Origin of the sequence: Paenibacillus lentimorbus NRRL B-30488 (assembly GCF_000411595.1) — a bacterium.
Taxonomy (GTDB): Bacteria; Bacillota; Bacilli; order Bacillales; family Bacillaceae; genus Bacillus; species Bacillus velezensis.
Genome location: NZ_ANAT01000006.1, coordinates 306,010 through 332,314, shown reverse-complemented (window position 1 = coordinate 332,314; position 26,305 = coordinate 306,010). Strand labels below are relative to the sequence as shown.

At 46.9% G+C, this 26,305-nt stretch carries 16 protein-coding genes and 7 pseudogenes; all 23 read left to right on the top strand.

What is annotated here, in order from left to right:
* Positions 1-53 precede the first annotated feature (53 nt).
* The 23 genes and pseudogenes from dxr (at position 54) to dapA (ending at position 26,302) form a co-directional block, all read left to right on the top strand.
* The gene (gene dxr, locus D368_RS04240) at positions 54-1,205 is read left to right on the top strand and encodes a 1-deoxy-D-xylulose-5-phosphate reductoisomerase (protein ID WP_101563022.1); all 1,152 of its coding nucleotides are present in this window, start codon (positions 54-56) and stop codon (positions 1,203-1,205) included.
* Between the two features lie 6 nt (positions 1,206-1,211).
* Entirely contained in the window at positions 1,212-2,480 is a 1,269-nt protein-coding gene (gene rseP / locus D368_RS04235; RefSeq protein ID WP_101563023.1) for an RIP metalloprotease RseP, read from the top strand.
* 30 nt (positions 2,481-2,510) lie between these two features.
* Positions 2,511-4,205 carry a proline--tRNA ligase gene (gene proS / locus D368_RS04230; protein WP_003154202.1) on the top strand — a complete coding sequence of 565 codons (1,695 nt, stop codon included), beginning with the start codon at positions 2,511-2,513 and terminating at the stop codon, positions 4,203-4,205.
* A gap of 111 nt (positions 4,206-4,316) precedes the next feature.
* Positions 4,317-8,627: pseudogene (locus D368_RS04225) on the top strand (PolC-type DNA polymerase III).
* A gap of 239 nt (positions 8,628-8,866) precedes the next feature.
* Positions 8,867-9,337, top strand: a complete 471-nt coding sequence (gene rimP / locus D368_RS04220; RefSeq protein ID WP_007409801.1) for a ribosome maturation factor RimP — start codon at positions 8,867-8,869, stop codon at positions 9,335-9,337.
* Positions 9,338-9,376: 39 nt separating this feature from the next.
* Positions 9,377-10,498: a transcription termination factor NusA gene (gene nusA, locus D368_RS04215; RefSeq protein WP_003154195.1), complete on the top strand. Its 1,122-nt coding sequence runs from the start codon at positions 9,377-9,379 to the stop codon at positions 10,496-10,498.
* Positions 10,499-10,511: 13 nt separating this feature from the next.
* Positions 10,512-10,787, top strand: coding sequence for a glucose-induced regulator RulR (rulR, locus tag D368_RS04210; RefSeq protein ID WP_003154193.1), 276 nt, complete (start codon positions 10,512-10,514; stop codon positions 10,785-10,787).
* A 1-nt stretch (position 10,788) separates the two neighbouring features.
* A pseudogene (locus D368_RS04205) lies at positions 10,789-11,090 on the top strand (YlxQ family RNA-binding protein).
* Between the two features lie 19 nt (positions 11,091-11,109).
* Positions 11,110-13,259: pseudogene (gene infB / locus D368_RS04200) on the top strand (translation initiation factor IF-2).
* Complete coding sequence (locus tag D368_RS04195) at positions 13,256-13,534, top strand: DUF503 domain-containing protein (protein WP_003154188.1); 279 nt, start codon at positions 13,256-13,258, stop codon at positions 13,532-13,534. Before infB ends, D368_RS04195 begins: the two are co-directional and overlap by 4 nt.
* Positions 13,535-13,550: 16 nt before the next feature.
* On the top strand, positions 13,551-13,904 hold the full coding sequence (gene rbfA / locus D368_RS04190) for a 30S ribosome-binding factor RbfA (protein WP_003154185.1): 354 nt from the start codon (positions 13,551-13,553) through the stop codon (positions 13,902-13,904).
* Between the two features lie 83 nt (positions 13,905-13,987).
* On the top strand, positions 13,988-14,917 hold the full coding sequence (gene truB / locus D368_RS04185; RefSeq protein WP_069013689.1) for a tRNA pseudouridine(55) synthase TruB: 930 nt from the start codon (positions 13,988-13,990) through the stop codon (positions 14,915-14,917).
* A gap of 19 nt (positions 14,918-14,936) precedes the next feature.
* Complete coding sequence (ribF, locus tag D368_RS04180; RefSeq protein WP_057080708.1) at positions 14,937-15,878, top strand: bifunctional riboflavin kinase/FAD synthetase; 942 nt, start codon at positions 14,937-14,939, stop codon at positions 15,876-15,878.
* Positions 15,879-16,043: 165 nt separating this feature from the next.
* Entirely contained in the window at positions 16,044-16,313 is a 270-nt protein-coding gene (gene rpsO, locus D368_RS04175) for a 30S ribosomal protein S15 (protein ID WP_003154182.1), read from the top strand.
* 172 nt (positions 16,314-16,485) lie between these two features.
* Entirely contained in the window at positions 16,486-18,609 is a 2,124-nt protein-coding gene (pnp, locus tag D368_RS04170; RefSeq protein ID WP_003154181.1) for a polyribonucleotide nucleotidyltransferase, read from the top strand.
* Between the two features lie 112 nt (positions 18,610-18,721).
* A pseudogene (locus tag D368_RS04165) lies at positions 18,722-19,680 on the top strand (polysaccharide deacetylase family protein).
* Between the two features lie 36 nt (positions 19,681-19,716).
* A pseudogene (locus D368_RS04160) lies at positions 19,717-20,951 on the top strand (M16 family metallopeptidase).
* Positions 20,952-21,029: 78 nt separating this feature from the next.
* A complete protein-coding gene (locus D368_RS04155) occupies positions 21,030-21,287 on the top strand; it encodes a YlmC/YmxH family sporulation protein (RefSeq protein ID WP_003154176.1) in 258 nt (85 codons plus the stop codon).
* A gap of 155 nt (positions 21,288-21,442) precedes the next feature.
* On the top strand, positions 21,443-22,333 hold the full coding sequence (gene dpaA / locus D368_RS04150) for a dipicolinic acid synthetase subunit A (RefSeq protein WP_025851250.1): 891 nt from the start codon (positions 21,443-21,445) through the stop codon (positions 22,331-22,333).
* Positions 22,334-22,335: 2 nt separating this feature from the next.
* On the top strand, positions 22,336-22,926 hold the full coding sequence (dpaB, locus tag D368_RS04145) for a dipicolinate synthase subunit B (protein ID WP_007409809.1): 591 nt from the start codon (positions 22,336-22,338) through the stop codon (positions 22,924-22,926).
* A 134-nt stretch (positions 22,927-23,060) separates the two neighbouring features.
* A pseudogene (gene asd, locus D368_RS04140) lies at positions 23,061-24,100 on the top strand (aspartate-semialdehyde dehydrogenase).
* Positions 24,101-24,188: 88 nt separating this feature from the next.
* Positions 24,189-25,402, top strand: a pseudogene (gene dapG, locus D368_RS04135) (aspartate kinase).
* Between the two features lie 30 nt (positions 25,403-25,432).
* Entirely contained in the window at positions 25,433-26,302 is an 870-nt protein-coding gene (gene dapA / locus D368_RS04130) for a 4-hydroxy-tetrahydrodipicolinate synthase (protein WP_003154166.1), read from the top strand.
* Positions 26,303-26,305 lie beyond the last annotated feature (3 nt).

Here is a 26,305-nt window from a genome sequence, read left to right as displayed (position 1 = left end):
AAGGCTAATATGAAAATAAGACCGATCTGGACGCATAGAATGGGAGTGGCATTTTGAAGAATATTTGTCTTTTAGGAGCAACAGGATCAATCGGGGAGCAGACGTTAGACGTATTGCGCATGCATCAAGATCAGTTCCGTCTCGTCTCGATGACTTTCGGTAAAAACGCCGAGAAAGCGATCCCGTTGATCAGAACGTTTCAGCCGAAATATGTAGCAGTCGGCGACATGGATACATATCAAAAAGTGAAAGAAGCGTCTTTTTCTCATGAATGTCAAATCGGCATCGGAGAAGAAGGCCTGATTGAAGCGGCAGTCATGGACGAAGTGGATATCGTGGTCAATGCGCTGCTTGGAAGCGTCGGTTTAATCCCGACTTTGAAAGCGATTGAACAGAAAAAAACAATTGCGCTTGCAAATAAGGAAACTCTCGTCACTGCCGGGCATATAGTGAAAGGACACGCAAAACGAAACGGCGTTCCTCTTCTTCCGGTCGACAGCGAACATTCCGCTATTTTTCAGGCGCTGCAAGGCGAACAGACCAAAAATATCGAGCGCCTGATCATTACGGCATCCGGCGGCAGTTTCAGAGATAAAACGCGGCAGGAGCTTGAGTCTGTAACGATTGCCGACGCCCTTAATCACCCGAACTGGTCGATGGGCGCAAAGATTACGATTGACTCGGCTACAATGATGAATAAAGGGCTTGAAGTCATTGAAGCGCATTGGCTGTTTGACATTCCGTATGAACAGATTGACGTTGTATTACATAAAGAGAGCATTATTCATTCGATGGTTGAATTTCACGACAGAAGCGTCATCGCCCAGCTCGGAAATCCGGACATGAGGGTGCCGATTCAATACGCGCTGACATATCCGGACCGGCTGTCTCTGCCTGAAACAAAAAGGCTTGAATTATGGGAGATCGGAAGCCTTCATTTTGCGAAAGCTGACTTTGAAAGGTTCCGTTGCTTACAATTTGCCTTTGAATCAGGTAAAATAGGGGGAACGATGCCGACGGTTTTAAATGCGGCCAACGAAGAAGCTGTTGCCGCTTTTCTTGCCGGACGGATTTCATTCTTATCGATTGAGGACCTGATTGAAAAAGCATTGGACCGCCACAGCGTAATTCAGGATCCGAGTCTTGCGGATATCCAAGAAGTGGACAAAGACACCCGGGGATACGTTAATTCAATACTCACATAAGGTGGTATGTTCGTGAATACAGTTATCGCGTTTATTATTATTTTCGGAACGCTCGTTTTTTTCCATGAGCTCGGGCATTTATTGCTCGCCCAAAGAGCGGGAATCCTTTGCCGTGAATTTGCGATCGGCTTCGGCCCTAAAATCTTTTCATTTAAAAAGAATGAAACCGTGTATACGATCAGACTCCTTCCGGTCGGAGGGTTCGTCCGCATGGCCGGTGAAGACCCGGAGATGATTGAAGTCAAACCCGGTTATACCGTCGGGCTTCTTTTTAATAAAGATGACGAAGTGGAAAAAGTCATCATTAATCAAAAGGAAAAATATCCCGACGCTTTAATTATCGAGGTGGAGACGGCTGATCTTGAGCATGAAATGAAGATTACCGGGTACGAGCAGGGGAAAGAAGATGAACTGGCGGGCTTTACTGTCAGTCAGACCTCTTTTTTTATCGTAGACGGAGAAGAAGTGCAGATTGCGCCTTACAATCGACAATTCGGGTCTAAACCCGTATGGAAGCGGATTAAGGCGATTGCTGCCGGTCCGATAATGAACTTCATCTTAGCGTATGTCATTCTCGTCATGCTCGGATTCATTCAAGGCGTGCCTTCAAATCAGCCTGAGCTCGGGAAGCTGACAGACAATGGACGCGCAGCGGCTGCAGGTTTAAAAGAAGGCGACTATATCCAGAGCATTAACGGTGAAAAAATGAGGTCATGGACCGATATCGTGACAGCAGTAAAAGAAAATCCCGGGAAAAAAATCGATGTCGCCGTCAAACGGGACGGCAAATCGTTTCATATCTCGGTTACACCTGAAGCTGTAAAAGATGAAAATAAAAAAACAATCGGCCGCTTCGGCTCTTATGCGCCGACTGAAAAAGGCGCGCTTGCAGCGATTGCTTACGGCGCGACATCTACCGTTGATGTCACAAAAGCGATCCTGACCAATCTGAGCAAACTTGTGACAGGCCAGTTTAAGCTTGATATGCTTTCGGGCCCTGTCGGCATTTATGATATGACGGATCAAGTTGCAAAAACCGGCATCATCAACTTATTGCGGTTTGCGGCGTTTTTAAGCATCAACCTGGGAATCGTCAACCTGCTGCCGATACCGGCGCTTGACGGCGGACGGCTGCTGTTTTTATTCATTGAAGCAATCCGCGGCAAGCCGATAAATCGTGACAAGGAAGCATTTGTCGTATTTATCGGCGTAGCTTTCTTAATGCTTCTTATGCTGGTTGTCACATGGAACGATATCCAGCGTTTATTCTTATAATGACTAGTAAAAAATCAGAGGTGCGAAGACATGAGACAAAGTTTGACGCTTATTCCGACCCTGAGAGAAGTGCCGGCTGATGCTGAAGCAAAAAGCCATAAGCTTCTGCTGAGAGCGGGATTTATCAGACAAAATACGAGCGGGGTTTACAGCTACATGCCCCTGGCTTACAGGGTCATTCAAAACATTCAGAAGATCGTGCGTGAAGAAATGGAAAAAATCAACGCGGTGGAAATGCTGATGCCGGCCCTTCAGCAGGCTGAAACATGGCAGGAATCAGGCAGATGGTATACGTACGGACCTGAATTAATGCGTCTGAAAGACCGCCACGGCCGTGAATTTGCTTTAGGAGCGACACATGAAGAAGTCATTACTTCTCTCGTGCGCGATGAGGTGAAATCTTATAAGCGTCTGCCGCTCACTCTTTACCAGATCCAGTCTAAATTCAGAGATGAAAAACGCCCGCGTTTCGGGTTATTGCGCGGACGCGAATTCATCATGAAAGATGCGTATTCTTTCCATGCTTCTGAAGAAAGTCTGGAGGAAACATACCAAAACATGTACGGCGCATACAGCAGCATTTTCGCACGCTGTGAATTAAACGTCCGTCCCGTTATCGCCGACTCGGGCGCGATGGGCGGAAAAGACACGCATGAATTTATGGCTCTTTCTGAAATAGGGGAAGATACCATCGCTTATTCCGATGGATCCTCTTACGCAGCCAATACGGAAATGGCGGAAGTTGTCATGAACAGCGAGCCGTCAGATGAAACACCCGAGGCATTGGAGAAAATTGATACGCCGAATGTCAAAAGTATTGAAGAGCTCGCTTCGTTCTTGCAGATTGAGCCGAGCGCCTGCATCAAATCAATGCTGTTTAAAGCGGATGACCGATTTGTTCTCGTGTTAGTAAGAGGCGATCATGAGGTCAATGACGTGAAAGTGAAAAACCTTCTGAACGCGGAAGTGGTTGAGCTTGCGTCTCATGAAGAAGTAGCGGAGAAACTTGGCACGGAGCCGGGATTTGCGGGGCCGATCGGCGCTGCCGGCGACATTGAGATTTATGCCGACCAAGCCGTGAAAGTAATGGTAAACGCCGTTTGCGGCGCGAATGAAAAAGACCGTCATTACCGAAACGTAAACATCGAACGTGACGCGTCTGTAAAAGCATACGCCGATCTTCGAATCATTCAGGAAGGCGATCCGTCACCTGACGGAAAAGGCACGATCCGTTTCGCTGAAGGGATTGAGGTCGGACAAGTCTTTAAACTCGGTACGCGTTACTCTGAAGCGATGAATGCGACATACCTTGATGAAAACGGGCGTGCGCAGCCGATGCTGATGGGATGTTACGGAATCGGCGTGTCCAGAACGCTTTCAGCCATCGCTGAACAGCATCACGACGAAAAAGGCTTGATCTGGCCGAAGAGCGTTGCTCCGTATGATCTTCATATTTTGGCGCTGAATATGAAAAACGAAGCGCAAAAAGAGCTTGCTGAACAGCTTTACGGCAAATTCCAGGCGGAAGGTTATGAGGTATTATACGATGACCGCGCTGAACGCGCAGGCGTGAAGTTTGCTGATTCTGATCTGATCGGCCTTCCGATCCGCATCACTGTCGGAAAACGTGCCGACGAAGGCATCGTAGAAGTGAAAATCCGCAAAACCGGTGAATCTGCCGAAGTTTCAGTGGATGAGCTTTCTGAATTTATTAAGACGAAGTAATCACCATAACGAATCGTACAAAATCATGTTAAAATAGAGAAAAAAGAAGGTACCTCATCACCTGCGGAGGTACCTTCACTTATGATGTTTTAAGGGAGGGATACTGTCTGAATGGAACAGTTATCAGTAAACAGAAGACAGTTTCAGATTCTTCTGCAGCAGCTTAATATGACAGATGATACCTTCATGACATACTTTGAAGACGGAGAGATTGATAAACTGACAATCCATAAAGCAGAAAAAGCCTGGCATTTCCAATTTCGCTTTAAGGCTCTTTTGCCGTATCAAATATATGATTCATTCATGATGAGGTTAACACAATCGTTTGCTCACATCGCCCGTGTCACATCGTCTGTTCAGGTCATCGACCCTACAGTGACAGAGGAGCTTGTACAGGATTATTGGACACGCTGTATTGAAGAGCTTGAAGGAACCTCGCCGCCGATGGTGGCTCTTTTGAATCAGCAGAAACCGAAGCTCAAGGGAAATAAACTGATCGTGAAAACAAAACAGATACAGAAGCATCTGCGCTCAAAAATAAATACAGCGCACTGATTCAGCACAGCTACCGCCAATTCGGCTTTCCGGAACTGCAGCTGGATACCGAAATTTTCGTATCTGACCAAGAAGTCCAGAAATTCCGCGAGCAAAAGCTTGCTGAAGATCAGGAGCGGGCGATGCAGGCGCTTATCGAGATGGAGAAGAAGGAAAAAGAGGGCGATGAGGATCAGGCACCGTCCGGACCGCTTGTCATCGGCTATCAAATTAAAGAGAACGAAGAAATCCGGACGCTTGACAGCATCATGGATGAAGAAAGAAGAATTACGGTGCAGGGGTTTGTGTTTGATGCTGAAACACGCGAGCTGAAAAGCGGACGCACGCTCTGCATTTTCAAAATCACGGACTATACAAACAGTATTTTAGTAAAAATGTTCGCCAGAGAAAAAGAAGACGCCGCTTTGATGAAAACGCTGAAAAAAGGCATGTGGGTGAAGGCGCGGGGAAGCATTCAAAACGATACATTCGTCAGAGACCTCGTCATGATTGCAAATGACGTGAATGAAATAAAAGCCAAAACCCGTGAAGACACCGCTCCTGAAGGCGAAAAACGGGTTGAACTTCATCTGCATTCTCCGATGAGCCAAATGGATGCTGTAACGGGCATCGGAAAGCTTGTCGAACAGGCGAAAAAATGGGGACATGAAGCGATTGCGTTAACTGATCACGCCGTTGTGCAGTCTTTCCCGGATGCCTATTCCGCCGCGAAAAAACACGGCATTAAAATGATTTACGGAATGGAAGCCAATATCGTAGATGACGGCGTTCCGATCGCATACAATCCAGCTCACCGTCTCCTGGAAGAAGACACATACGTCGTCTTTGACGTTGAAACAACAGGTCTGTCCGCAGTGTATGACACCATTATTGAGCTTGCCGCAGTCAAAATAAGAGGCGGAGAAATCATCGATAAATTCGAAGCGTTCGCCAATCCGCATCATCCGCTGTCAGCAACGACAATAGAGCTTACCGGGATTACGGACGACATGGTCCGCGACGCTCCCGATGTCGTTGACGTCGTCCGGGATTTTAAAGAATGGATCGGCGATGACGTGCTTGTGGCTCATAACGCCAGCTTTGATATGGGATTTTTAAATGTGGCGTACAAGCGTCTTTTGAAAACGGAAAAAGCGAAAAATCCGGTCATTGATACGCTGGAACTCGCGCGTTTCCTGTATCCTGAGTTTAAAAATCACCGCTTAAATACGTTATGTAAGAAGTTTGATATCGAATTAACCCAGCATCACCGAGCGGTCTTTGACGCTGAAGCAACGGGCTACCTGCTGTTGAAAATGCTCAAAGATGCCGCTGAAAAAGACATTTTTTATCATGATCAGCTGAATGAGAATATGGGACAATCCAATGCTTATCAAAGATCAAGGCCTTATCACGCTACATTGCTCGCCGTAAATGAGACCGGCCTTAAAAATCTGTTTAAGCTTGTGTCCATTTCTCATATTCAATATTTCTACAGAGTGCCGCGCATTCCGAGGTCGCAGCTTAATAAATACAGAGAAGGTCTGTTAATCGGCTCTGCCTGTGACAGGGGAGAGGTCTTTGAAGGCATGATGCAAAAATCACCTGAAGAGGTTGAAGATATTGCATCATTCTATGATTATCTTGAAGTGCAGCCGCCGGAAGTATACAGACACCTTCTGCAGCTTGAGCTCGTCCGGGATGAAAAAGCGCTGAAAGAAATCATCGCCAACATCACGAAGCTCGGGGAAAAATTGAATAAGCCGGTCGTTGCCACCGGAAATGTCCACTATTTAAACGATGAGGACAAAATTTACCGGAAGATCTTAATATCTTCCCAAGGCGGCGCCAACCCGTTAAACCGGCACGAACTGCCTAAAGTGCACTTCAGAACGACAGATGAAATGCTGGATGCTTTCTCCTTTCTCGGTGCGGAAAAAGCGAAAGAAATCGTGGTTGACAATACGCAGAAAGTCGCTTCGATGATCGATGAGATCAAACCGATCAAAGACGATCTGTACACGCCGAAAATTGACGGAGCCGATGAAGAAATCCGTGAAATGAGCTATCAGCGCGCCAAAAGCATTTACGGTGAAGAGCTTCCTGAAATTGTGGAAGCGAGAATAGAAAAGAATTAAAAGCATCATCGGTCATGGATTCGCCGTTATTTATCTCATCTCTCATAAGCTTGTAAAACGGTCTCTGGATGACGGTTATCTCGTCGGCTCCCGGGGGTCCGTCGGTTCATCGCTTGTGGCGACCTTAACGGAAATCACTGAAGTGAATCCGCTCGCTCCGCACTATGTGTGCCCGAGCTGCCGATATTCCGAATTCTTTAACGACGGATCAGTCGGTTCCGGTTTTGACCTTCCGGATAAAAGCTGCCCGTCTTGCGGCACACCTTTGAAAAAGGACGGGCATGATATCCCGTTTGAAACGTTCTTAGGCTTTAAAGGTGACAAAGTACCCGATATCGACTTGAACTTCTCAGGTGAGTATCAGCCCCATGCCCATAACTACACGAAAGTGCTGTTCGGTGAAGATAACGTGTATCGCGCGGGAACGATCGGCACCGTCGCGGAAAAGACGGCTTACGGATATGTGAAAGGCTATGCGGGCGACCACAACCTACACATGCGCGGCGCGGAGATCGACCGTCTGGTGCAGGGCTGCACCGGCGTTAAGAGAACGACCGGCCAGCACCCGGGGGGGATTATCGTTGTCCCGGATTACATGGATATTTACGATTTTTCCCCGATACAATTCCCGGCAGATGCGACGGGGTCTGAATGGAAAACGACTCATTTTGACTTCCACTCCATTCATGACAACCTGCTGAAGCTTGATATATTGGGGCACGATGATCCGACAGTCATCCGGATGCTCCAGGATTTAAGCGGAATTGATCCGAAGACGATTCCGACAGATGATCCGGAGGTTATGAAGATTTTCCAAGGCACAGAATCGCTCGGCGTCACTGAAGAGCAGATCGGCTGTAAAACGGGGACGCTCGGCATTCCTGAATTCGGGACGCGATTTGTTCGGCAGATGCTTGAGGATACGAAGCCGACGACGTTCTCCGAGCTTGTCCAGATTTCCGGGCTTTCCCACGGAACGGACGTATGGCTCGGCAATGCGCAGGAACTGATACACAACAATACGTGTGAACTGAGCGAAGTGATCGGCTGCCGTGATGACATTATGGTTTACTTGATCTATCAGGGCCTTGAGCCTTCACTGGCCTTCAAAATCATGGAATTCGTCCGTAAAGGCAAAGGCCTGACGCCGGAATGGGAAGAAGAAATGAAAAAGAACAATGTGCCGAACTGGTATATTGATTCATGCAAAAAAATCAAATACATGTTCCCGAAAGCCCACGCCGCCGCATACGTATTAATGGCGGTGCGGATTGCATACTTTAAAGTGCATCACGCGCTTTTATATTATGCTGCGTATTTTACCGTCCGCGCAGATGACTTTGACATTGATACAATGATTAAAGGCTCGACCGCCATCAGAGCGGTGATGGATGATATCAGCTCTAAAGGGCTTGATGCTTCGCCGAAGGAGAAAAACCTCCTTACCGTGTTAGAGCTTGCACTTGAAATGTGTGAGCGCGGCTATTCCTTCCAGAAGGTCGATCTATACCGTTCAAGCGCTTCGGAATTTATCATTGACGGCAACAGTCTCATCCCGCCGTTCAACTCAATTCCGGGACTCGGAACCAACGCCGCTCTCAATATTGTGAAAGCGCGGGAAGAAGGGGAGTTCCTTTCAAAAGAGGATCTTCAAAAACGAGGAAAAGTGTCAAAAACCATTTTAGAGTATTTAGACCGTCACGGCTGTCTTGAGTCGCTTCCGGACCAAAATCAGCTGTCTCTGTTTTAAGCTTTGTGCACAGCCTCCGAGCGGAGTTTGATTTGCATTAAATATATGGTTATGGTATAGTTTTATTGGAAATGCTAACGATTACCGAGGCAAAGAGTGGGGAAACCCGCTCTTTTGTATTGAACAGGCAATTTTGCCTCGACATGTCCATCGTTTTCTCAATGCCCCTGCTCTTTTGAAGCAGGGTTTTTATGCAGAGGAACGGCTGATATGATATCGACAGCACAAGGAGGAAAAACATGAGCAAAAAAGTGACTGATACCGTTCAAGAAATGGCTCAGCCCATACTGGATGACCTTCAGCTTGAACTCGTAGACATTGAATTTGTCAAAGAGGGTCAAAACTGGTTCCTTCGCGTGTTTATTGATTCCGAGAACGGTGTTGATATTGAGGAGTGCGCCAAAGTCAGCGAAGCGTTAAGCGAAAAGCTGGATGAGGCCGATCCGATCACCCAGAACTACTTTCTTGAAGTATCTTCTCCTGGAGCCGAGCGTCCATTAAAGAAAAAAGCCGACTTCGAAAAATCACTGGGCAAAAATGTGTACATGAAAACGTACGAACCGATTGACGGTTTAAAAGTGTTTGAAGGCAAATTGGCTGAATTTGATGGACAAACTGTTACAATAGAGATGACGGTCAAAACAAGAAAGAAACGGGTCAATATTCCGTATGAAAAAATAGCTAACGCAAGATTAGCTGTAACATTTTAATGAATGAAGTATTAGTGTTTAAGGGGGGAGACCGCTAACATGAGCAGTGAACTATTAGATGCTCTCACTATTCTTGAAAAAGAAAAAGGCATCAGTAAAGACATTATCATCGAAGCAATTGAAGCTGCCTTAATTTCCGCGTATAAGCGAAATTTTAACCAGGCGCAAAACGTACGGGTCGATCTGAACCGTGAGACGGGCACGATCCGCGTGTTCGCAAGAAAGGATGTCGTAGACGAGGTATACGATTCAAGACTTGAAATCTCGCTTGACGACGCCCAGCACATCCATCCGAACTACCTTGTCGGAGATGTCGTTGAAATAGAAGTAACGCCGAAAGACTTCGGCCGCATTGCTGCGCAGACGGCGAAACAAGTGGTGACGCAGCGTGTCCGTGAAGCTGAGCGCGGCGTGATTTACTCAGAATTTATCGATCGTGAAGAAGACATTATGACGGGAATTGTACAGCGCTTAGACAGCAAGTTTATTTACGTGTCTCTCGGCAAGATTGAAGCGCTGCTGCCCGTCAATGAACAAATGCCGAATGAGAGCTATAAACCGCACGATCGGATTAAAGTATTTATCACAAAAGTCGAAAAAACGACAAAAGGGCCGCAGATCTATGTATCAAGAACTCATCCCGGTCTGTTGAAGCGTCTTTTTGAAATCGAAGTGCCGGAAATTTATGACGGAACGGTCGAACTGAAATCCGTTGCCAGAGAAGCGGGCGACCGCTCTAAAATTTCCGTCCGCACTGATGATCCTGACGTTGATCCGGTCGGTTCATGCGTCGGTCCCAAAGGCCAGCGCGTGCAGGCGATCGTCAATGAACTGAAAGGCGAAAAAATTGATATCGTCAACTGGTCTGATGATCCGGTTGAATTTGTTGCCAATGCGCTCAGCCCGTCTAAAGTGCTGGATGTCATCGTCAGCGAAGAAGAAAAAGCCACGACTGTCATCGTTCCTGATTACCAGCTTTCTCTGGCAATCGGAAAAAGAGGGCAAAACGCCCGCTTAGCCGCGAAACTGACAGGCTGGAAAATCGATATCAAAAGTGAAACGGATGCAAGAGACCTTGGCATCTATCCGAGAGAGCATGAAGAAGATGACGATTTAGAGCCGCTCTTTATGGAGCCTGAAACAGCCGAATCGGATGAATAAGAGGTGACTTTAGGTGAATAAGCGAAAAAAAATTCCTCTGCGCAAATGCGTGGTAACGGGGGAAATGAAGCCTAAAAAGGAACTGATCCGAATTGTCCGTTCTAAAGAAGGAGAGATTTCAGTCGATCCGACCGGAAAGAAGAACGGGCGGGGTGCCTATATCACCCTTGAGAAAGAATGCATCTTAGCTGCGAAAAAGAAAAACACATTGCAAAATCAATTTCAATCACAAATCGATGACCAGATTTTCGAAGAATTGCTGGAACTGGCGGAAAAGGTGAAAAAATAACATGTCTGGAATGGAATGGTTTCCCTTGCTGGGTCTGGCCAATCGAGCTCGTAAGGTCGTGTCGGGCGAGGACTTGGTTATAAAAGAAATTAGAAATGCGCGTGCAAAACTTGTTCTGCTGACAGAAGATGCATCTGCGAATACTGCAAAAAAGTATCCGATAAATGCAATTATTATAAAGTGCCTTATAAAAAAGTCGAAAGCCGCGCGGATCTCGGCCGCTCTATCGGCAAGGAATCACGTGTCGTTGTCGCCGTCACTGACCAAGGTTTTGCGAATAAGCTGATCAGCTTGCTCGATTAATATTTTTGGGGGTGAACGAATGGCTAAAATGAGAGTTTACGAATATGCAAAAGCCATCAATGTTTCAAGCAAGGAAATTTTGACTGCGCTGAAAAACATGGATATAGTAGTAAATAACCATATGGCAATGCTTGAAGAAAAGACCATTAAGCAGCTTGATGCGAAATTTAAAAAAGGCGGCGCCGGCGTTACATCTCAGAAGCCTGCGGAAACGAACAAAAACAAGCCGCAAGGGATTAATCAGCAGCCTGCTGGGAATCAACCAAACAAAATTCGAGACGGAAAGAAGAATGACGTGCAGAATAATCAATTTAACAAAAACAAGAAGAATAACAACAACAACAAAAACAAAAACAAACGCAATCATAACAACAAAAATCAGTATCAGCAAAAACCGCTGAAACCGAAAAAAGAGCTTCCTGAGAAAATTACGTTTTCCGGCTCTTTAACAGTCGGGGCCTTAGCCGAAGAACTTGGCAAAGAACCGTCTGAACTCATTAAAAAACTGATGCTTCTGGGTGTAATGGCTACCATTAACCAGGAGCTTGACAAAGACACAATCGAACTGATCGCATCTGAATACGGTGTGGAAACAGAAGAAGTGATTGTGCTTGAAGAAACTGAGCTTGAAAAATATGAAGAGGCTGACAAAGAAGAAGATCTTCAAATCCGTCCGCCTGTCGTGACGATCATGGGCCACGTTGACCACGGGAAAACGACCCTCCTTGACAGTATCAGAAAAACAAAGGTTGTTGAAGGTGAAGCCGGCGGAATCACCCAGCATATCGGGGCGTACCAGATCGAAGAAAACGGCAAAAAATCACGTTCTTAGATACTCCGGGACACGCGGCGTTCACAACAATGCGTGCGCGCGGTGCGGAAGTAACTGATATTACCATTTTAGTCGTAGCGGCTGATGACGGCGTTATGCCGCAAACAGTCGAAGCCATCAACCATGCGAAAGCGGCTGAGGTTCCGATTATCGTTGCCGTGAATAAAGTGGATAAAGAAAGCGCGAACCCTGACCGTGTCATGCAGGAGCTGACTGAATACGGACTCGTTCCTGAAGCATGGGGAGGAGAAACGATTTTCGTTCCTCTGTCCGCTCTTACAGGCAAGGGAATTGACGAGCTTGTCGAAATGATTCTGCTTGTCAGTGAAGTGGAAGAGCTGAAAGCCAATCCGAACCGTCAGGCAAAAGGAACGGTTATTGAAGCTGAGCTCGATAAAGGAAGAGGATCTGTCGCGACACTTCTCGTTCAAACGGGAACATTGCATGTCGGAGATCCGATCGTTGTCGGAAATACATTCGGCCGCGTGCGGGCCATGGTCAATGATCTCGGCCGCCGCGTGAAAACAGCCGGACCGTCCACACCTGTAGAAATCACGGGCTTAAACGACGTACCGCAGGCTGGCGATCAATTCCTCGTCTTTAAAGATGAAAAAACAGCCCGTTCTGTCGGTGAAGCACGCGCTTCCAAGCAACTGGAAGAACAGCGCAGCGACAAAGCGAAGCTGAGCCTCGATGATCTGTTTGAACAAATTAAACAAGGCGATGTTAAAGACATCAATTTAATCGTAAAAGCTGACGTTCAAGGTTCAGCCGAAGCGTTAACAGCCGCTCTTCAAAAAATTGAAGTAGAAGGAGTAAAAGTGAAAATCATTCACACAGGCGTCGGTGCGATTACGGAATCAGACATCATTCTCGCATCTGCTTCAAATGCAATCGTTATCGGGTTTAATGTGCGCCCAGACGGAAATGCTAAGAGCACGGCTGAAGCTGAAAATGTAGATATCCGTCTTCACCGTATCATTTACAAAGTCATCGAAGAAATTGAAGCGGCGATGAAAGGAATGCTTGATCCTGAATACGAAGAAAAAGTCATCGGTCAGGTTGAAGTGCGCCAAACATTCAAAGTGTCGAAAATCGGCACGATTGCCGGCGGATATGTAACAGACGGCCACATTACACGTGACAGCGGACTCCGCCTGATCCGTGACGGCGTGGTCATCTTCGAAGGGGAAGTAGACGTTCTGAAACGCTTCAAAGATGATGTGAAAGAAGTTTCACAAGGATATGAATGTGGTATAACGATTAAGAAATACAATGACATTCGCGAAGGCGACGTCCTTGAAGCGTATGTCATGCAGGAAATCGAAAGAAAGTGATCGGATTTGCGGAATGTGAATGCATCATTTATGATGCGGGATCATTAAAGGAGAAACGAGCCGTTCTGAAGCGGATTATAACGAGGGTTCAGAATAAGTTCAACGTGTCGGCCGCAGAAATCGGCTATCAGGACACTTGGCAGCGGACCAGCTTCGGAATCGCCGTCGTCTCCTCCTCTCACGTTCAGGCGGAAAAGGAGATCCAGCGTGTACTCGCGTTTATTGACTCCTTTCCCGAGATAGAACGGACGATCACTAGAACAGAGTGGTTTTAACTTAGAGGTGATTGAATTGAGTATGAGAGCAAACCGTGTCGGCGAGCAGATGAAAAAAGAGCTCGGGGATATTATCAGCCGAAAGCTGAAAGATCCGAGAATCGGATTTCTGACTGTAACAGACGTACGTGTTTCAGGTGATTTACAAATAGCGAAGGTGTATATCTCCGTCCTCGGCGGAGAGAAAAAGAAAGAGGAGGCGCTGAAAGGGCTTGAGAAAGCGAAAGGATTTATCCGTTCCGAAATCGGCAGCCGAATCAGACTCCGCAAAACGCCTGAGCTTGAATTTGAATTTGATGAATCAATTGAGTACGGCAATCGTATTGAAACATTGATTCACGAACTGCATTCAGATAAACCGTCTGAATAACGGGAAAGAGGATGGGCGAGTGTCGTCTGTCCTCTTTTCTGCGTTTTACGGGATACAATTGATAACAAAGGAGCGAAAGACAGATGGTTAACGGAGTTCTCCTTTTACATAAACCGGTCGGCATGACTTCTCACGACTGTGTAATGAAAATAAGAAAACTGTTAAAAACAAAGAAAGTCGGGCATACGGGAACCCTTGATCCGGAAGTGTCAGGCGTACTGCCGATCTGTGTCGGACGGGCTACAAAGATCGTTGAGTACGTCACCGACAAGTCAAAAACGTACGATGCTGAGATCACTCTCGGTTTCTCCACATCGACCGAAGACCAGACGGGAGAAACGGTCAGCGTAAAACCTGTCAGGGAGCCGCTGAAAGAAGCGGATATCAAAGCCGTTTTAGACGAATTGAAGGGACCGCAGGAGCAAGTGCCGCCGATGTATTCCGCGGTAAAGGTCAATGGGAAAAAGCTCTATGAATACGCCAGAGCGGGTATTGAAGTGGAGCGGCCGAAGCGGAATATCACGATTGAAGATATCGCGCTCACTTCCCCTGTCACTTATAACGAAGACACAGCATCATTCCGCTTTACAGTCACGTGCTCAAAAGGCACTTACGTCAGAACGTTGGCGGTGACAATCGGTGAAAAACTCGGCTATCCCGCGCATATGTCGCATCTCATCCGCACTGCTTCCGGCGATTTCAGCCTTGATGAATGTTTCACGTTTGAGGAACTTGAACAGCAGGTTTCGGACGGAACGGTTGCAGAGCATGCCGTGCCGATCGATAGAGCGCTCAATCATTTGCCGAAATGGGTCATAAGTGATACATTAGCTAAGAAAGCTGAAAACGGGTCGGTGTTTGACATTCCGGCGGAATTTTCTGCAATGACAGCTGACGCCCGTATAGCGGTCTGTACTGAAGACGGAGAATGTGTGGCCATTTATATGCCGCATCCTTCAAAAAAAGGACTGCTGAAACCGGCTAAAGTGCTCATGCAAAAAAGCGAACAATAAGAAAAAAGGTGACCGTTCTGTGAAGACGATACATATTTCTCATCCGCATCATTTACAAAAAGAAGAGCAGCCGGCGTCTGTCATGGCACTCGGCTACTTTGACGGCGTTCATTTGGGACACCGGAAAGTAATCGGAACAGCCAGACAAATTGCCGAAGAAAAAGGCCTGTCGCTGGCCGTTATGACGTTTCATCCCCACCCTTCCCATGTGTTGGGCAGGGACAAAGAGCCAAAGGATCTGATTACGCCGCTTGAAGATAAAATCAGCCAGATCGGACGTTTAGGCGCTGATGTCCTGTATGTCGTAAAGTTTGATGAAGCGTTTGCGTCTCTGTCTCCAAACCAGTTTGCCGAGGAGTATATTTTAGGGTTGAACGCGCGGCACGCTGTGGGAGGCTTCGATTTTACGTACGGAAAATACGGAAAAGGCACGATGGAGACGCTGCCGGACGATTTAAACGGCAAGGCCGGATGCACGACTGTCGAGAAACAGACCGAGCAGGACAGAAAGATCAGCTCCACTTATATCCGGTCAGCGCTGCAGGATGGTGACGTTGAACTTGCGCACACTCTTCTCGGCCAGCCGTATTTTATCCGGGGCACTGTGATTCACGGAGACAAGAGAGGCCGCACCATCGGTTTTCCGACCGCGAATATCGGCCTGCACAACAGCTATATCGTGCCGCCGACAGGCGTGTATGCAGTGAAAGCCGAAATAAAAGGCGAGGTGTATGAAGGCGTCTGCAACATCGGCTACAAACCGACCTTTTATGAAAAGCGTCCCGATCAGCCGTCAATTGAAGTTCATTTGTTTAATTTTCAACAGGATGTATACGGAGAAGACGTTAAAATCGAGTGGTACAAACGAATCCGAAGCGAACGGAAGTTTAACGGCATCGATGAACTGACGGCTCAGATCGGGAAAGACAAACAAGAAGCGATCCGTTTTTTCAGCAAATAACGGAAAAAACATCAAAAGTACACAAATTTTATTCTAAAAGATTTGCATATGGGCGCGATTTTTAGTATCATATGTTTCGTAGTCTTAAAACCATTGCTTGGCAATCCGAAGTCACCGACGGTTGCTAGGTAACTGGGGCTAATTATGATATGGAGGTGAAACAGGATGGCAATTACTCAAGAGCGTAAAAATCAACTCATCAGCGAGTTCAAAACACACGAATCTGATACTGGTTCTCCAGAAGTTCAGATCGCTATCCTAACAGACTCAATTAACAACTTGAACGAGCATTTGCGTACTCACAAGAAAGATCACCACTCACGTCGCGGTCTTCTTAAAATGGTAGGTAAACGTCGTAATCTTCTTACGTATCTGCGTAATAAAGACGTAACTCGTTACCGTGAGTTAATTAACAAACTAGGCTTACGTCGATAATCGTAAAAAGCGGGAGGATTCCCGCTTTTTTATCGTATTAAAGCGAAAAAATAATAATAAAAAACAATGAAATCCTTTTACATACTACTTTGACATTGATATGTTCAATTCATTTCGTTCATAATAGGAGTAATTGATTATTTCACACATTAAGAGAGGAGCTCGTAATCGAATGGGACAAGAGAAACATGTCTTTACCATAGATTGGGCCGGCAGACAGCTTACAGTAGAAGCCGGCCAGCTTGCCAAACAGGCAAACGGCGCTGTCATGGTCCGCTACGGCGATACTGCAGTGCTCAGCACAGCAACCGCATCAAAAGAACCGAAACCGCTAGATTTTTTCCCGCTTACCGTTAACTATGAAGAAAGATTATACGCAGTAGGTAAAATTCCGGGCGGTTTTATTAAAAGAGAAGGCCGTCCAAGTGAAAAGGCCGTTTTAGCCAGCCGTCTGATCGACCGTCCGATCCGCCCGCTTTTCGCAGACGGATTCCGTAACGAAGTACAGGTCATCAGCATTGTCATGAGTGTTGATCAGGACTGCTCATCTGAAATGGCTGCAATGTTCGGTTCATCACTCGCTCTTTGCGTTTCCGATATCCCGTTTGAAGGCCCGATCGCGGGTGTGACGGTAGGCCGCATTGACGGGAAATTCGTCATCAATCCGACGGTTGACCAGCTTGAAAAAAGTGATATCAACCTCATCGTTGCAGGCACAAAAGATGCCATCAACATGGTGGAAGCCGGAGCGGATGAAGTTCCTGAAGAAATCATGCTTGAGGCGATTATGTTCGGTCACGAAGAAATTAAGCGCCTGATCGCATTCCAAGAAGAAATCGTCGCAGCAGTCGGCAAAGAGAAAACAGAGATCGAACTGTATGAAATTGACGAAGAGCTCAGCGCAAAAGTAAAAAGCCTTGCGGAGCCGGATCTTCTCAGCGCCATTCAGGTTCACGAAAAACATGCTCGCGAAGACGCGATCAATGAAGTGAAAAATGCAGTTGTCGCGAAATTCGAAGAAGAAGAGCATGATGAAGATACGATTAAAAAAGTGAAACAGACACTGTCTAAACTCGTGAAAAACGAAGTGCGCCGTTTGATCACAGAAGAAAAAGTCCGTCCGGACGGCCGCGGCGTTGATCAAATCCGCCCGCTTTCTTCAGAAGTCGGCCTTCTGCCGAGAACACACGGATCCGGTCTGTTTACGAGAGGACAGACGCAGGCGCTCAGCGTTTGTACATTAGGCGCCCTTGGAGACGTTCAGATTCTTGACGGTTTAGGCGTGGAAGAGTCAAAACGCTTTATGCATCATTATAACTTCCCGCAGTTCAGCGTAGGGGAGACAGGCCCGATGCGCGGACCGGGACGCCGTGAGATCGGTCACGGTGCTCTTGGAGAGCGTGCGCTTGAGCCGGTCATTCCGAATGAAAAAGACTTTCCGTATACGGTCCGCCTCGTATCTGAAGTGCTTGAATCAAACGGTTCCACTTCACAGGCCAGCATCTGCGCAAGTACGCTTGCCATGATGGACGCAGGTGTTCCGATTAAAGCTCCTGTTGCAGGTATCGCGATGGGACTTGTGAAATCAGGCGAGTACTATACAGTATTGACGGATATTCAAGGGATGGAAGACGCCCTCGGTGACATGGACTTTAAAGTAGCCGGCACGGAAAAAGGCGTGACAGCGCTGCAAATGGACATTAAAATTGAAGGCCTTTCAAGAGAAATTCTTGAAGAAGCGCTTCAGCAGGCGAAAAAAGGAAGAATGGAAATCTTGGACAGCATGCTCAGCACGCTTGGTGAATCAAGAAAAGAACTTTCTCAATATGCGCCGAAAATTTTAACGATGACCATTAATCCGGATAAAATCCGTGACGTTATCGGACCGAGCGGTAAACAAATCAACAAAATCATTGAAGATACCGGTGTTAAAATTGACATTGAACAAGACGGCACCATCTTTATTTCTTCTACTGATGAAAGCAGCAACCAAAAAGCGAAAAAAATCATCGAAGATCTTGTCAGAGAAGTCGAAGTCGGCCAGCTTTACCTCGGTAAAGTGAAACGGATTGAGAAATTTGGCGCTTTCGTTGAAATCTTCAGCGGAAAAGACGGTCTCGTTCACATCTCTGAACTAGCGCTCGAACGGGTCGGCAAGGTTGAGGATGTTGTGAAAATCGGTGACGAAATCCTTGTGAAGGTAACTGAAATTGACAAACAGGGACGAGTGAATCTGTCGCGTAAAGCAGTGCTGCGCGAAGAGAAAGAAAAAGAACAGGAACAACAACAATCTTAAATGAAAACCTAACAAGGAGCCTGGGAGACCCGGCTTCTTTATTTTGAGAAAGACAACTGACGGGTTCTACCTTGTCCTCCTCATACATAATGTGTGATGAGGGGGGAAGGACATGTTGAAAAAATTCGTGCCGTTTGCCGTTTTTTTATTTCTTTTTTTGTTTCGTTTGAAATGTTAAAAAACCCGTATACAGTTGATTACATAGACGCAATGAAAAAAGACGCGGTAACTGTGTCAGCATCAAAAGATCCGCTCTATGAAGAATTACTGCAAAAAGCGTCAGAGTATGAAGTGAAGCCGCAAGACGCGCGGATTGATAAAATATGGAAGAGTATACCGGGATATAACGGTTTAAAAGTCAATGTGGAAAAATCCTATAAACAAATGAAAAAGGACGGAGAATTTCACGAAGACGACCTTGTCTATGAGCAGGTAAAGCCGAAAGTCCATCTTGATTCTCTCGCGCCCGAACCCATTTATAAAGGAAATCCCGACAAACCGATGGTCGCTTTCCTGATAAATGTCGCCTGGGGAAATGAATACGTGGAGCAAATGCTGCCTATTCTGAAGCAGCACCAGGTCAAAGCAACTTTCTTTCTTGAAGGGAAATGGCTGAAAAACAATCAGGAACTGGGGAAAAAAATAGCGGCAGACGGACATGAAATCGGAAATCATTCATACAATCACCCTGATATGAGCAAACTGACTTCAGGAAGCATTTCCGAACAGCTTGACAAAACCAATGCACAAATCAGCGAGACGCTCGGCATGAAGCCGAAATGGTTTGCGCCGCCAAGCGGCAGCTTCAGAAAAGCCGTGGTCGACCTTGCGGCGGAAAAAGGAATGGGCACCATCATGTGGACCGTTGACACCATTGACTGGCAAAAACCGTCTCCCGCTGTTTTACAAACAAGGGTGTTGAGCAAAATACATAACGGAGCCATGATTTTAATGCATCCGACTGATCCGACTGCGAAAAGCCTGGATACACTGATTGCAAAAATCAAAGAAAAAGGCTACGCGCTCGGCTCAGTGTCTGACTTAATGGATGAAAACAGGCTGATGAAGTAGCAGGCAGTTGCCTGTCTTTGAATAGGAGGAACAGACTTGATAAAACGCTATACATGCCAAAACGGTGTAAGAGTTGTGCTTGAAAATAATCCAACGGTGCGGTCTGTGGCAATCGGCGTCTGGATCGGGACGGGATCACGTCATGAAACGCCGGAGACAAACGGTATTTCGCACTTTCTTGAGCATATGTTTTTTAAAGGAACAAATACCAGGTCCGCACGTGAAATCGCAGAATCCTTCGATCGGATAGGCGGCCAAGTGAATGCCTTCACTTCAAAAGAATATACGTGCTATTACGCCAAAGTGCTGGATGAGCATGCAAACTACGCACTTGATGTGCTGGCTGATATGTTCTTTCATTCTGCTTTTGACGAAGATGAGCTCAAAAAAGAAAAGAACGTCGTATATGAAGAAATCAAAATGTATGAAGACGCGCCGGATGACATTGTCCACGATCTGCTGAGCAAAGCGACATACGGCAATCATTCGCTCGGATACCCGATTCTCGGGACGGAGGAAACGCTTTCATCGTTTAACGGCGATTCTCTCAGACAGCATATGGATGACTTTTACACGCCGGACCGCGTCGTCATTTCTGTCGCCGGAAATGTAACGGAACAATTCATTAAAGATGTGGAGAAATGGTTCGGTACATACGAAGCGAAGGGAAAAGCAAGCGGCATCAGCGAGCCTGAGTTTCATTATGAAAAGCTGACGAGAAAAAAGACACCGAACAGGCGCATCTCTGTCTCGGTTTCAAAGGCCTGAAAGTCGGAGATCCGGACATTTACGATTTGATCGTCTTAAACAACGTGCTCGGCGGAAGCATGAGCAGCCGTCTTTTCCAGGATGTGCGCGAAGATAAAGGACTGGCCTACTCTGTATACAGCTATCACAGTTCCTATGAAGACAGCGGTATGCTGACGATTTACGGAGGCACCGGCGCGAATCAGCTCGGACTTCTGTCTGAAACCATTCAGGGAACGTTATCGGTTCTAAAACGTGACGGTATCACTCCGAAAGAGCTGGAAAACAGCAAAGAGCAAATGAAGGGGAGCTTAATGCTCAGCTTAGAAAGCACAAACAGCAAAATGAGCCGGAACGGGAAAAACGAACTCCTGCTCGGAAAGCATAAGACCATGGATGAAATTATCGCTGAATTAAATGCGGTCAGCCTGGAAAGCGTCAACGGCCTGAGCCGCCGCTTATTTACGGATGATTACGCACTATCGCTCATCAGCCCGACCGGCAATATACCGGCCTCGTCTTAAGCTGCAAAGCAGTCTGCCTCTATACGGGGCAGGCATTTTTTTTTGCTCCGGGTCATATAGTACAAGGGGGTGGCTATCATGAGGCTCAGTGAACTGTCAGGTAAAGAAATTGTGGACATTAAACGGGCAGAGCGGCTCGGCGTGCTCGGCCAGACCGATTTGGAAATTAATGAACAGGACGGACAAATTACCGCGCTGTTGATACCGACGGTAAAATGGTTCGGATTGCGAAAACAAGGCCACGACATCCGCGTCCCCTGGAACCATATCCAAAAAATCGGGTCAGACATGATCATTTTAGATGTTCCGGGGGAGATCACGCCTCCCGAAGAGTAGATCTTATTCATTTTTTGCAAGCACCGGCTCATACAGCCGGTGCTTTTTTATGAAAAAGACGCTGTACATTCACCGCCCTTTCTCTTTGCACATACGATGAAGAGGAGGATGACACTTAAAGGATCCAGTAACTGTAAAGAAGGTGAACGTTTCAGATGTTAACCGGATTAACAATTGCGATCATTGGCGGTGACGCAAGACAGCTTGAGATTATAAGAAAGCTGACAGAACAGCATGCCGATATTTATCTTGCAGGGTTTGACCAATTGGATGACGGTTTTACAGGAACCGTCAAATGCAAAATTGATGAGATTCCCTTTCAAAAAATAGACAGTATCATCCTGCCTGTATCGGCAACGACCGGAGAAGGCGTTGTTTCCACGGTTTTTTCAAATGAAGAAGTGGTATTAAAGCAGAGCTATCTTGAGCGGACACCGGAGCATTGCGTCATTTATTCAGGCATCTCCAATGCATATCTTGAGGGGATCGCCAGCGAAGCCGGCCGTAAGCTTGTGAAATTATTTGAGCGGGATGACATCGCGATATTCAACTCGATTCCCACTGTTGAAGGAACAATCATGATGGCGATTCAGCATACGGATTATACCATTCACGGATCAAATGTCGCCGTTCTCGGCATGGGGCGCACCGGTATGACGATCGCCCGGACGTTTGCAGCGTTAGGGGCGAAAGTAAAAGTGGGCGCGCGGAGTTCGGCTCATTTAGCCCGTATATCGGAAATGGGGCTTTCTCCTTTTCAACTTGAAGAGCTTACTGAACATGTAAATGATATTGATATCTGCATTAACACCGTACCGAGCTTGATTCTGAATCAAAGCGTTTTATCGCGCATGACGCCGAAGACCTTGATTTTGGATTTGGCATCCCGTCCGGGCGGAACGGATTTCAAATATGCTGAAAAACAAGGCATTAAAGCGCTGCTTGCTCCGGGTCTTCCGGGAATTGTGGCCCCGAAAACAGCCGGACAGATTATTGCGAACGTATTGAGCAAGCTTTTGGCAGACTTAAAGAAAGAGGGGAAATAACCATGTCTCTGAAAGGGAAAAGAATCGGATTCGGATTAACCGGCTCGCATTGCACATATGAGGAAGTGTTTCCGCAAATAGAGGCGCTTATCAGTCAAGGAGCTGAAGTCCGGCCGGTCGTGACGTCAACCGTTCAATCGACCGATACCCGCTTTGGGGAGGGGGGAGATTGGGTCAGAAAAATTGAAGAAGCAACAGGCTTTGAGGCGATTGATTCCATCGTAAAAGCGGAGCCTCTCGGGCCGAAACTTCCGCTCGACTGCATGGTCATCGCCCCTTTAACCGGAAATTCAATGAGCAAACTCGCAAATGCGATGACTGACAGCCCCGTCCTTATGGCTGCGAAAGCCACGATCCGCAACGGCCGGCCGGTCGTGCTCGGAATTTCAACAAATGACGGACTCGGTTTAAACGGAACGAATTTAATGAGGCTGATGTCCGCAAAAAACATATATTTCATCCCGTTCGGCCAGGATGACCACGTGAAAAAACCGACATCGCTCGTCGCCAGAATGGATCTCCTTCCGATTACGGTAGAAAAAGCTCTTTTGCACCAGCAGGTTCAGCCGGTGCTCGTACACCATCATGAATAAAAAATCATGATGACAGAAAATCATTCCGGAATAAAAAAATTCGGTCAATCCGTGACTATTCTATGGTAAAATAAAACGTAAAATGCAAAGTCAATTCAACAAATGATGCTTAATTGGCGGAAGGAGTTTTACAGATGGGAAGAGGATTACACGTAGCAGTTGTCGGAGCGACGGGAGCCGTAGGACAGCAAATGCTGAAAACACTGGAAGACAGAAACTTTGAAATCGAAACACTCACACTACTATCCTCAAAGCGTTCTGCTGGTACGAAAGTAACGTTTAAAGGCGAAGAATATACAGTGCAGGAAGCTGTTCCTGAAAGCTTCGAAGGCGTTCATATCGCGTTATTCAGCGCCGGCGGAAGCGTATCACAAAGCTTGGCGCCTGAGGCTGTAAAACGGGGAGCCATCGTGATTGACAATACGAGCGCATTCCGTATGGACGAAAATACACCGCTCGTGGTGCCTGAGGTGAACGAAGGTGATCTGCACAAACATAACGGCATTATCGCCAACCCTAACTGTTCAACGATTCAGATGGTGGCTGCGCTTGAACCGATCCGCAAAGCGTACGGTTTGAAAAAAGTCATTGTATCTACTTACCAAGCTGTTTCCGGAGCCGGCAATGAAGCGGCGAAAGAATTGTACAGCCAGACAAAGGCGATTTTAAACAATGAACCCGCAGAACCGTCCATTATGCCGGTTAAAGGCGACAAAAAGCATTATCAAATCGCATTTAACGCCATTCCGCAAATTGATAAATTCCAAGACAACGGCTATACGTTTGAGGAAATGAAAATGATTAATGAAACGAAAAAATCATGCATATGCCGAAGCTGGAAGTGGCTGCGACATGTGTCAGACTGCCGATTGAAACAGGGCACTCAGAATCTGTTTACATTGAGCTTGACCGTGATGACGCAACCGTTGAAGATATTAAACAGCTTTTAAAAGAAGCTCCGGGTGTTACGCTTCAGGATGATCCGGCGGAGCAGCTTTACCCGATGCCTGCTGATTGCGTCGGCAAACGCGATGTATTTGTAGGAAGAATCCGGAAAGATTTGGACAGAGCAAACGGTTTTCATTTGTGGGTTGTTTCTGATAACCTGTTAAAAGGCGCCGCTTGGAACTCAGTTCAAATTGCGGAAAGCCTGCAAAAACTGAACCTCGTATAAAACAAACGTATTTTCTATAGGCGAACAGAAGAGAGTAAGGCTCTGCCTGCTCTCTTCTGTTACGTCAGACTAATTTGGAGTGAAAATAGTGAAGATCATTGTTCAAAAATTCGGCGGAACATCCGTAAAAGATGACAAAGGCCGCAAGCTTGCGCTAGCACACATTAAAGATGCCATAAGTGAAGGTTATAAGGTTGTCGTTGTCGTATCGGCGATGGGAAGAAAAGGAGACCCGTACGCGACAGATTCTTTAATCGGGCTCCTTTACGGCAGCCAGTCCGACATTTCTCCGAGAGAGCAGGATATGCTTCTGTCTTGCGGAGAAACGATTTCGTCCGTTGTTTTTCCAGCATGCTGAAGGAAAACGGCATAAAAGCCGCAGCTTTAACAGGAGCCCAGGCCGGCTTTTTAACCAATGCCCAGCATACTGACGCCAAAATTATAGAAATGAAAACAGAGCGGCTTTTCGCTGCACTCGCCAGCCATGATGCCGTCGTTGTCGCAGGGTTTCAGGGAGCGACTGAAAAAGGCGACACGACGACGATCGGCAGAGGAGGAAGCGATACATCAGCAGCGGCGCTCGGCGCGGCGATTGATGCTGAGTTTATCGACATTTTTACGGACGTGGAAGGCGTTATGACAGCCGATCCGAGAATCGTGGAAAATGCTAAGCCGCTTCCGAATGTCACATATACGGAAATCTGCAACCTTGCCTATCAAGGCGCGAAAGTCATTCATCCGCGCGCGGTGGAAATCGCCATGCAGGCAAAGGTGCCGATCCGCGTGCGCTCCACTTATTCAAAAGACAAAGGCACTTTGGTGACGTCCCATCATTCGTCCAACGTCGGCAGCGATGTATTCGAACGGCTGATCACGGGGATCGCCCATGTGAAAGATGTGACGCAATTTAAGGTTCCCGCCAAAATGGGGCAATACAACGTTCAGACTGAAGTCTTTAAAGCAATGGCAAATGCCGGAATCAGCGTAGATTTCTTTAACATTACGCCAAGTGAAATCGTATATACCGTAGCCGGCAGTAAAACGGAAGCCGCGCGCAGCATCTTGGCTGAATTAGGATATGAGCCGACAGTGACGGAAAGCTGTGCGAAAGTGTCAGCGGTCGGCGCCGGAATAATGGGTGTTCCGGGTGTCACGTCAAAAATCGTCTCCGCACTTTCTGATAAAGGCATTCCGATTCTGCAATCTGCCGACAGCCATACGACGATCTGGGTGCTCGTTCATGAAAAAGATATGGTAACGGCCGTAAATGCGCTGCATGAAGTGTTTGAACTTTCAAAGTAAATGTGATTGAATCATGATGAGGTGAAAAAAATGAATGTCGGAAATATATCTACAGCGATGATTACCCCCTTTGACAGTAAAGGGAATGTAGACTTTCAAAAACTGTCTACATTAATCGACTATTTGTTGAAAAACGGCACGGATTCTTTAGTCGTCGCAGGCACGACCGGCGAATCTCCGACACTTTCAACGGAAGAAAAAATTGCACTCTTTGAATTTACAGTCAAAGAAGTGAACGGACGCGTGCCTGTTATTGCGGGTACGGGAAGCAACAATACGAAAGACTCCATTAAACTGACAAAAAAAGCTGAAGAAGCCGGCGTCGATTGCGTTATGCTTGTCACGCCGTATTATAATAAGCCTTCCCAAGAGGGGATGTACCGTCATTTTAAAGCCATAGCTGAAGAAACGTCTCTCCCTGTGATGCTTTACAACGTGCCGGGCAGAACGGTCGCTTCGCTTGCGCCGGAAACGGCCATCAGACTTGCGGAGATTCCGAATATCTCTGCGATTAAAGAAGCGAGCGGCGATCTTGATGCCATTACGAAAATTATTGCCGAAACACCGGAAGATTTTTACGTCTATTCAGGTGATGACGGGTTAACGCTTCCTATTCTCGCAGTCGGCGGAAGAGGAGTCGTGTCAGTGGCCAGCCATATCGTGGGTTCTGACATGCAGCAGATGATTAAAAACTATACGAACGGGCAGACGGCAACCGCGGCACTGATTCATCAGAAGCTTCTGCCGATCATGAAGGAGCTCTTTAAAGCGCCTAATCCGGCTCCGGTCAAAACGGCGCTGCAGCTGAAAGGCCTTGATGTCGGATCTGTGCGTCTTCCTCTTATCCCGCTGAATGAAGATGAACGTCTGAGCCTGAGCAGCGTCATCAGCGAACTGTAAGAA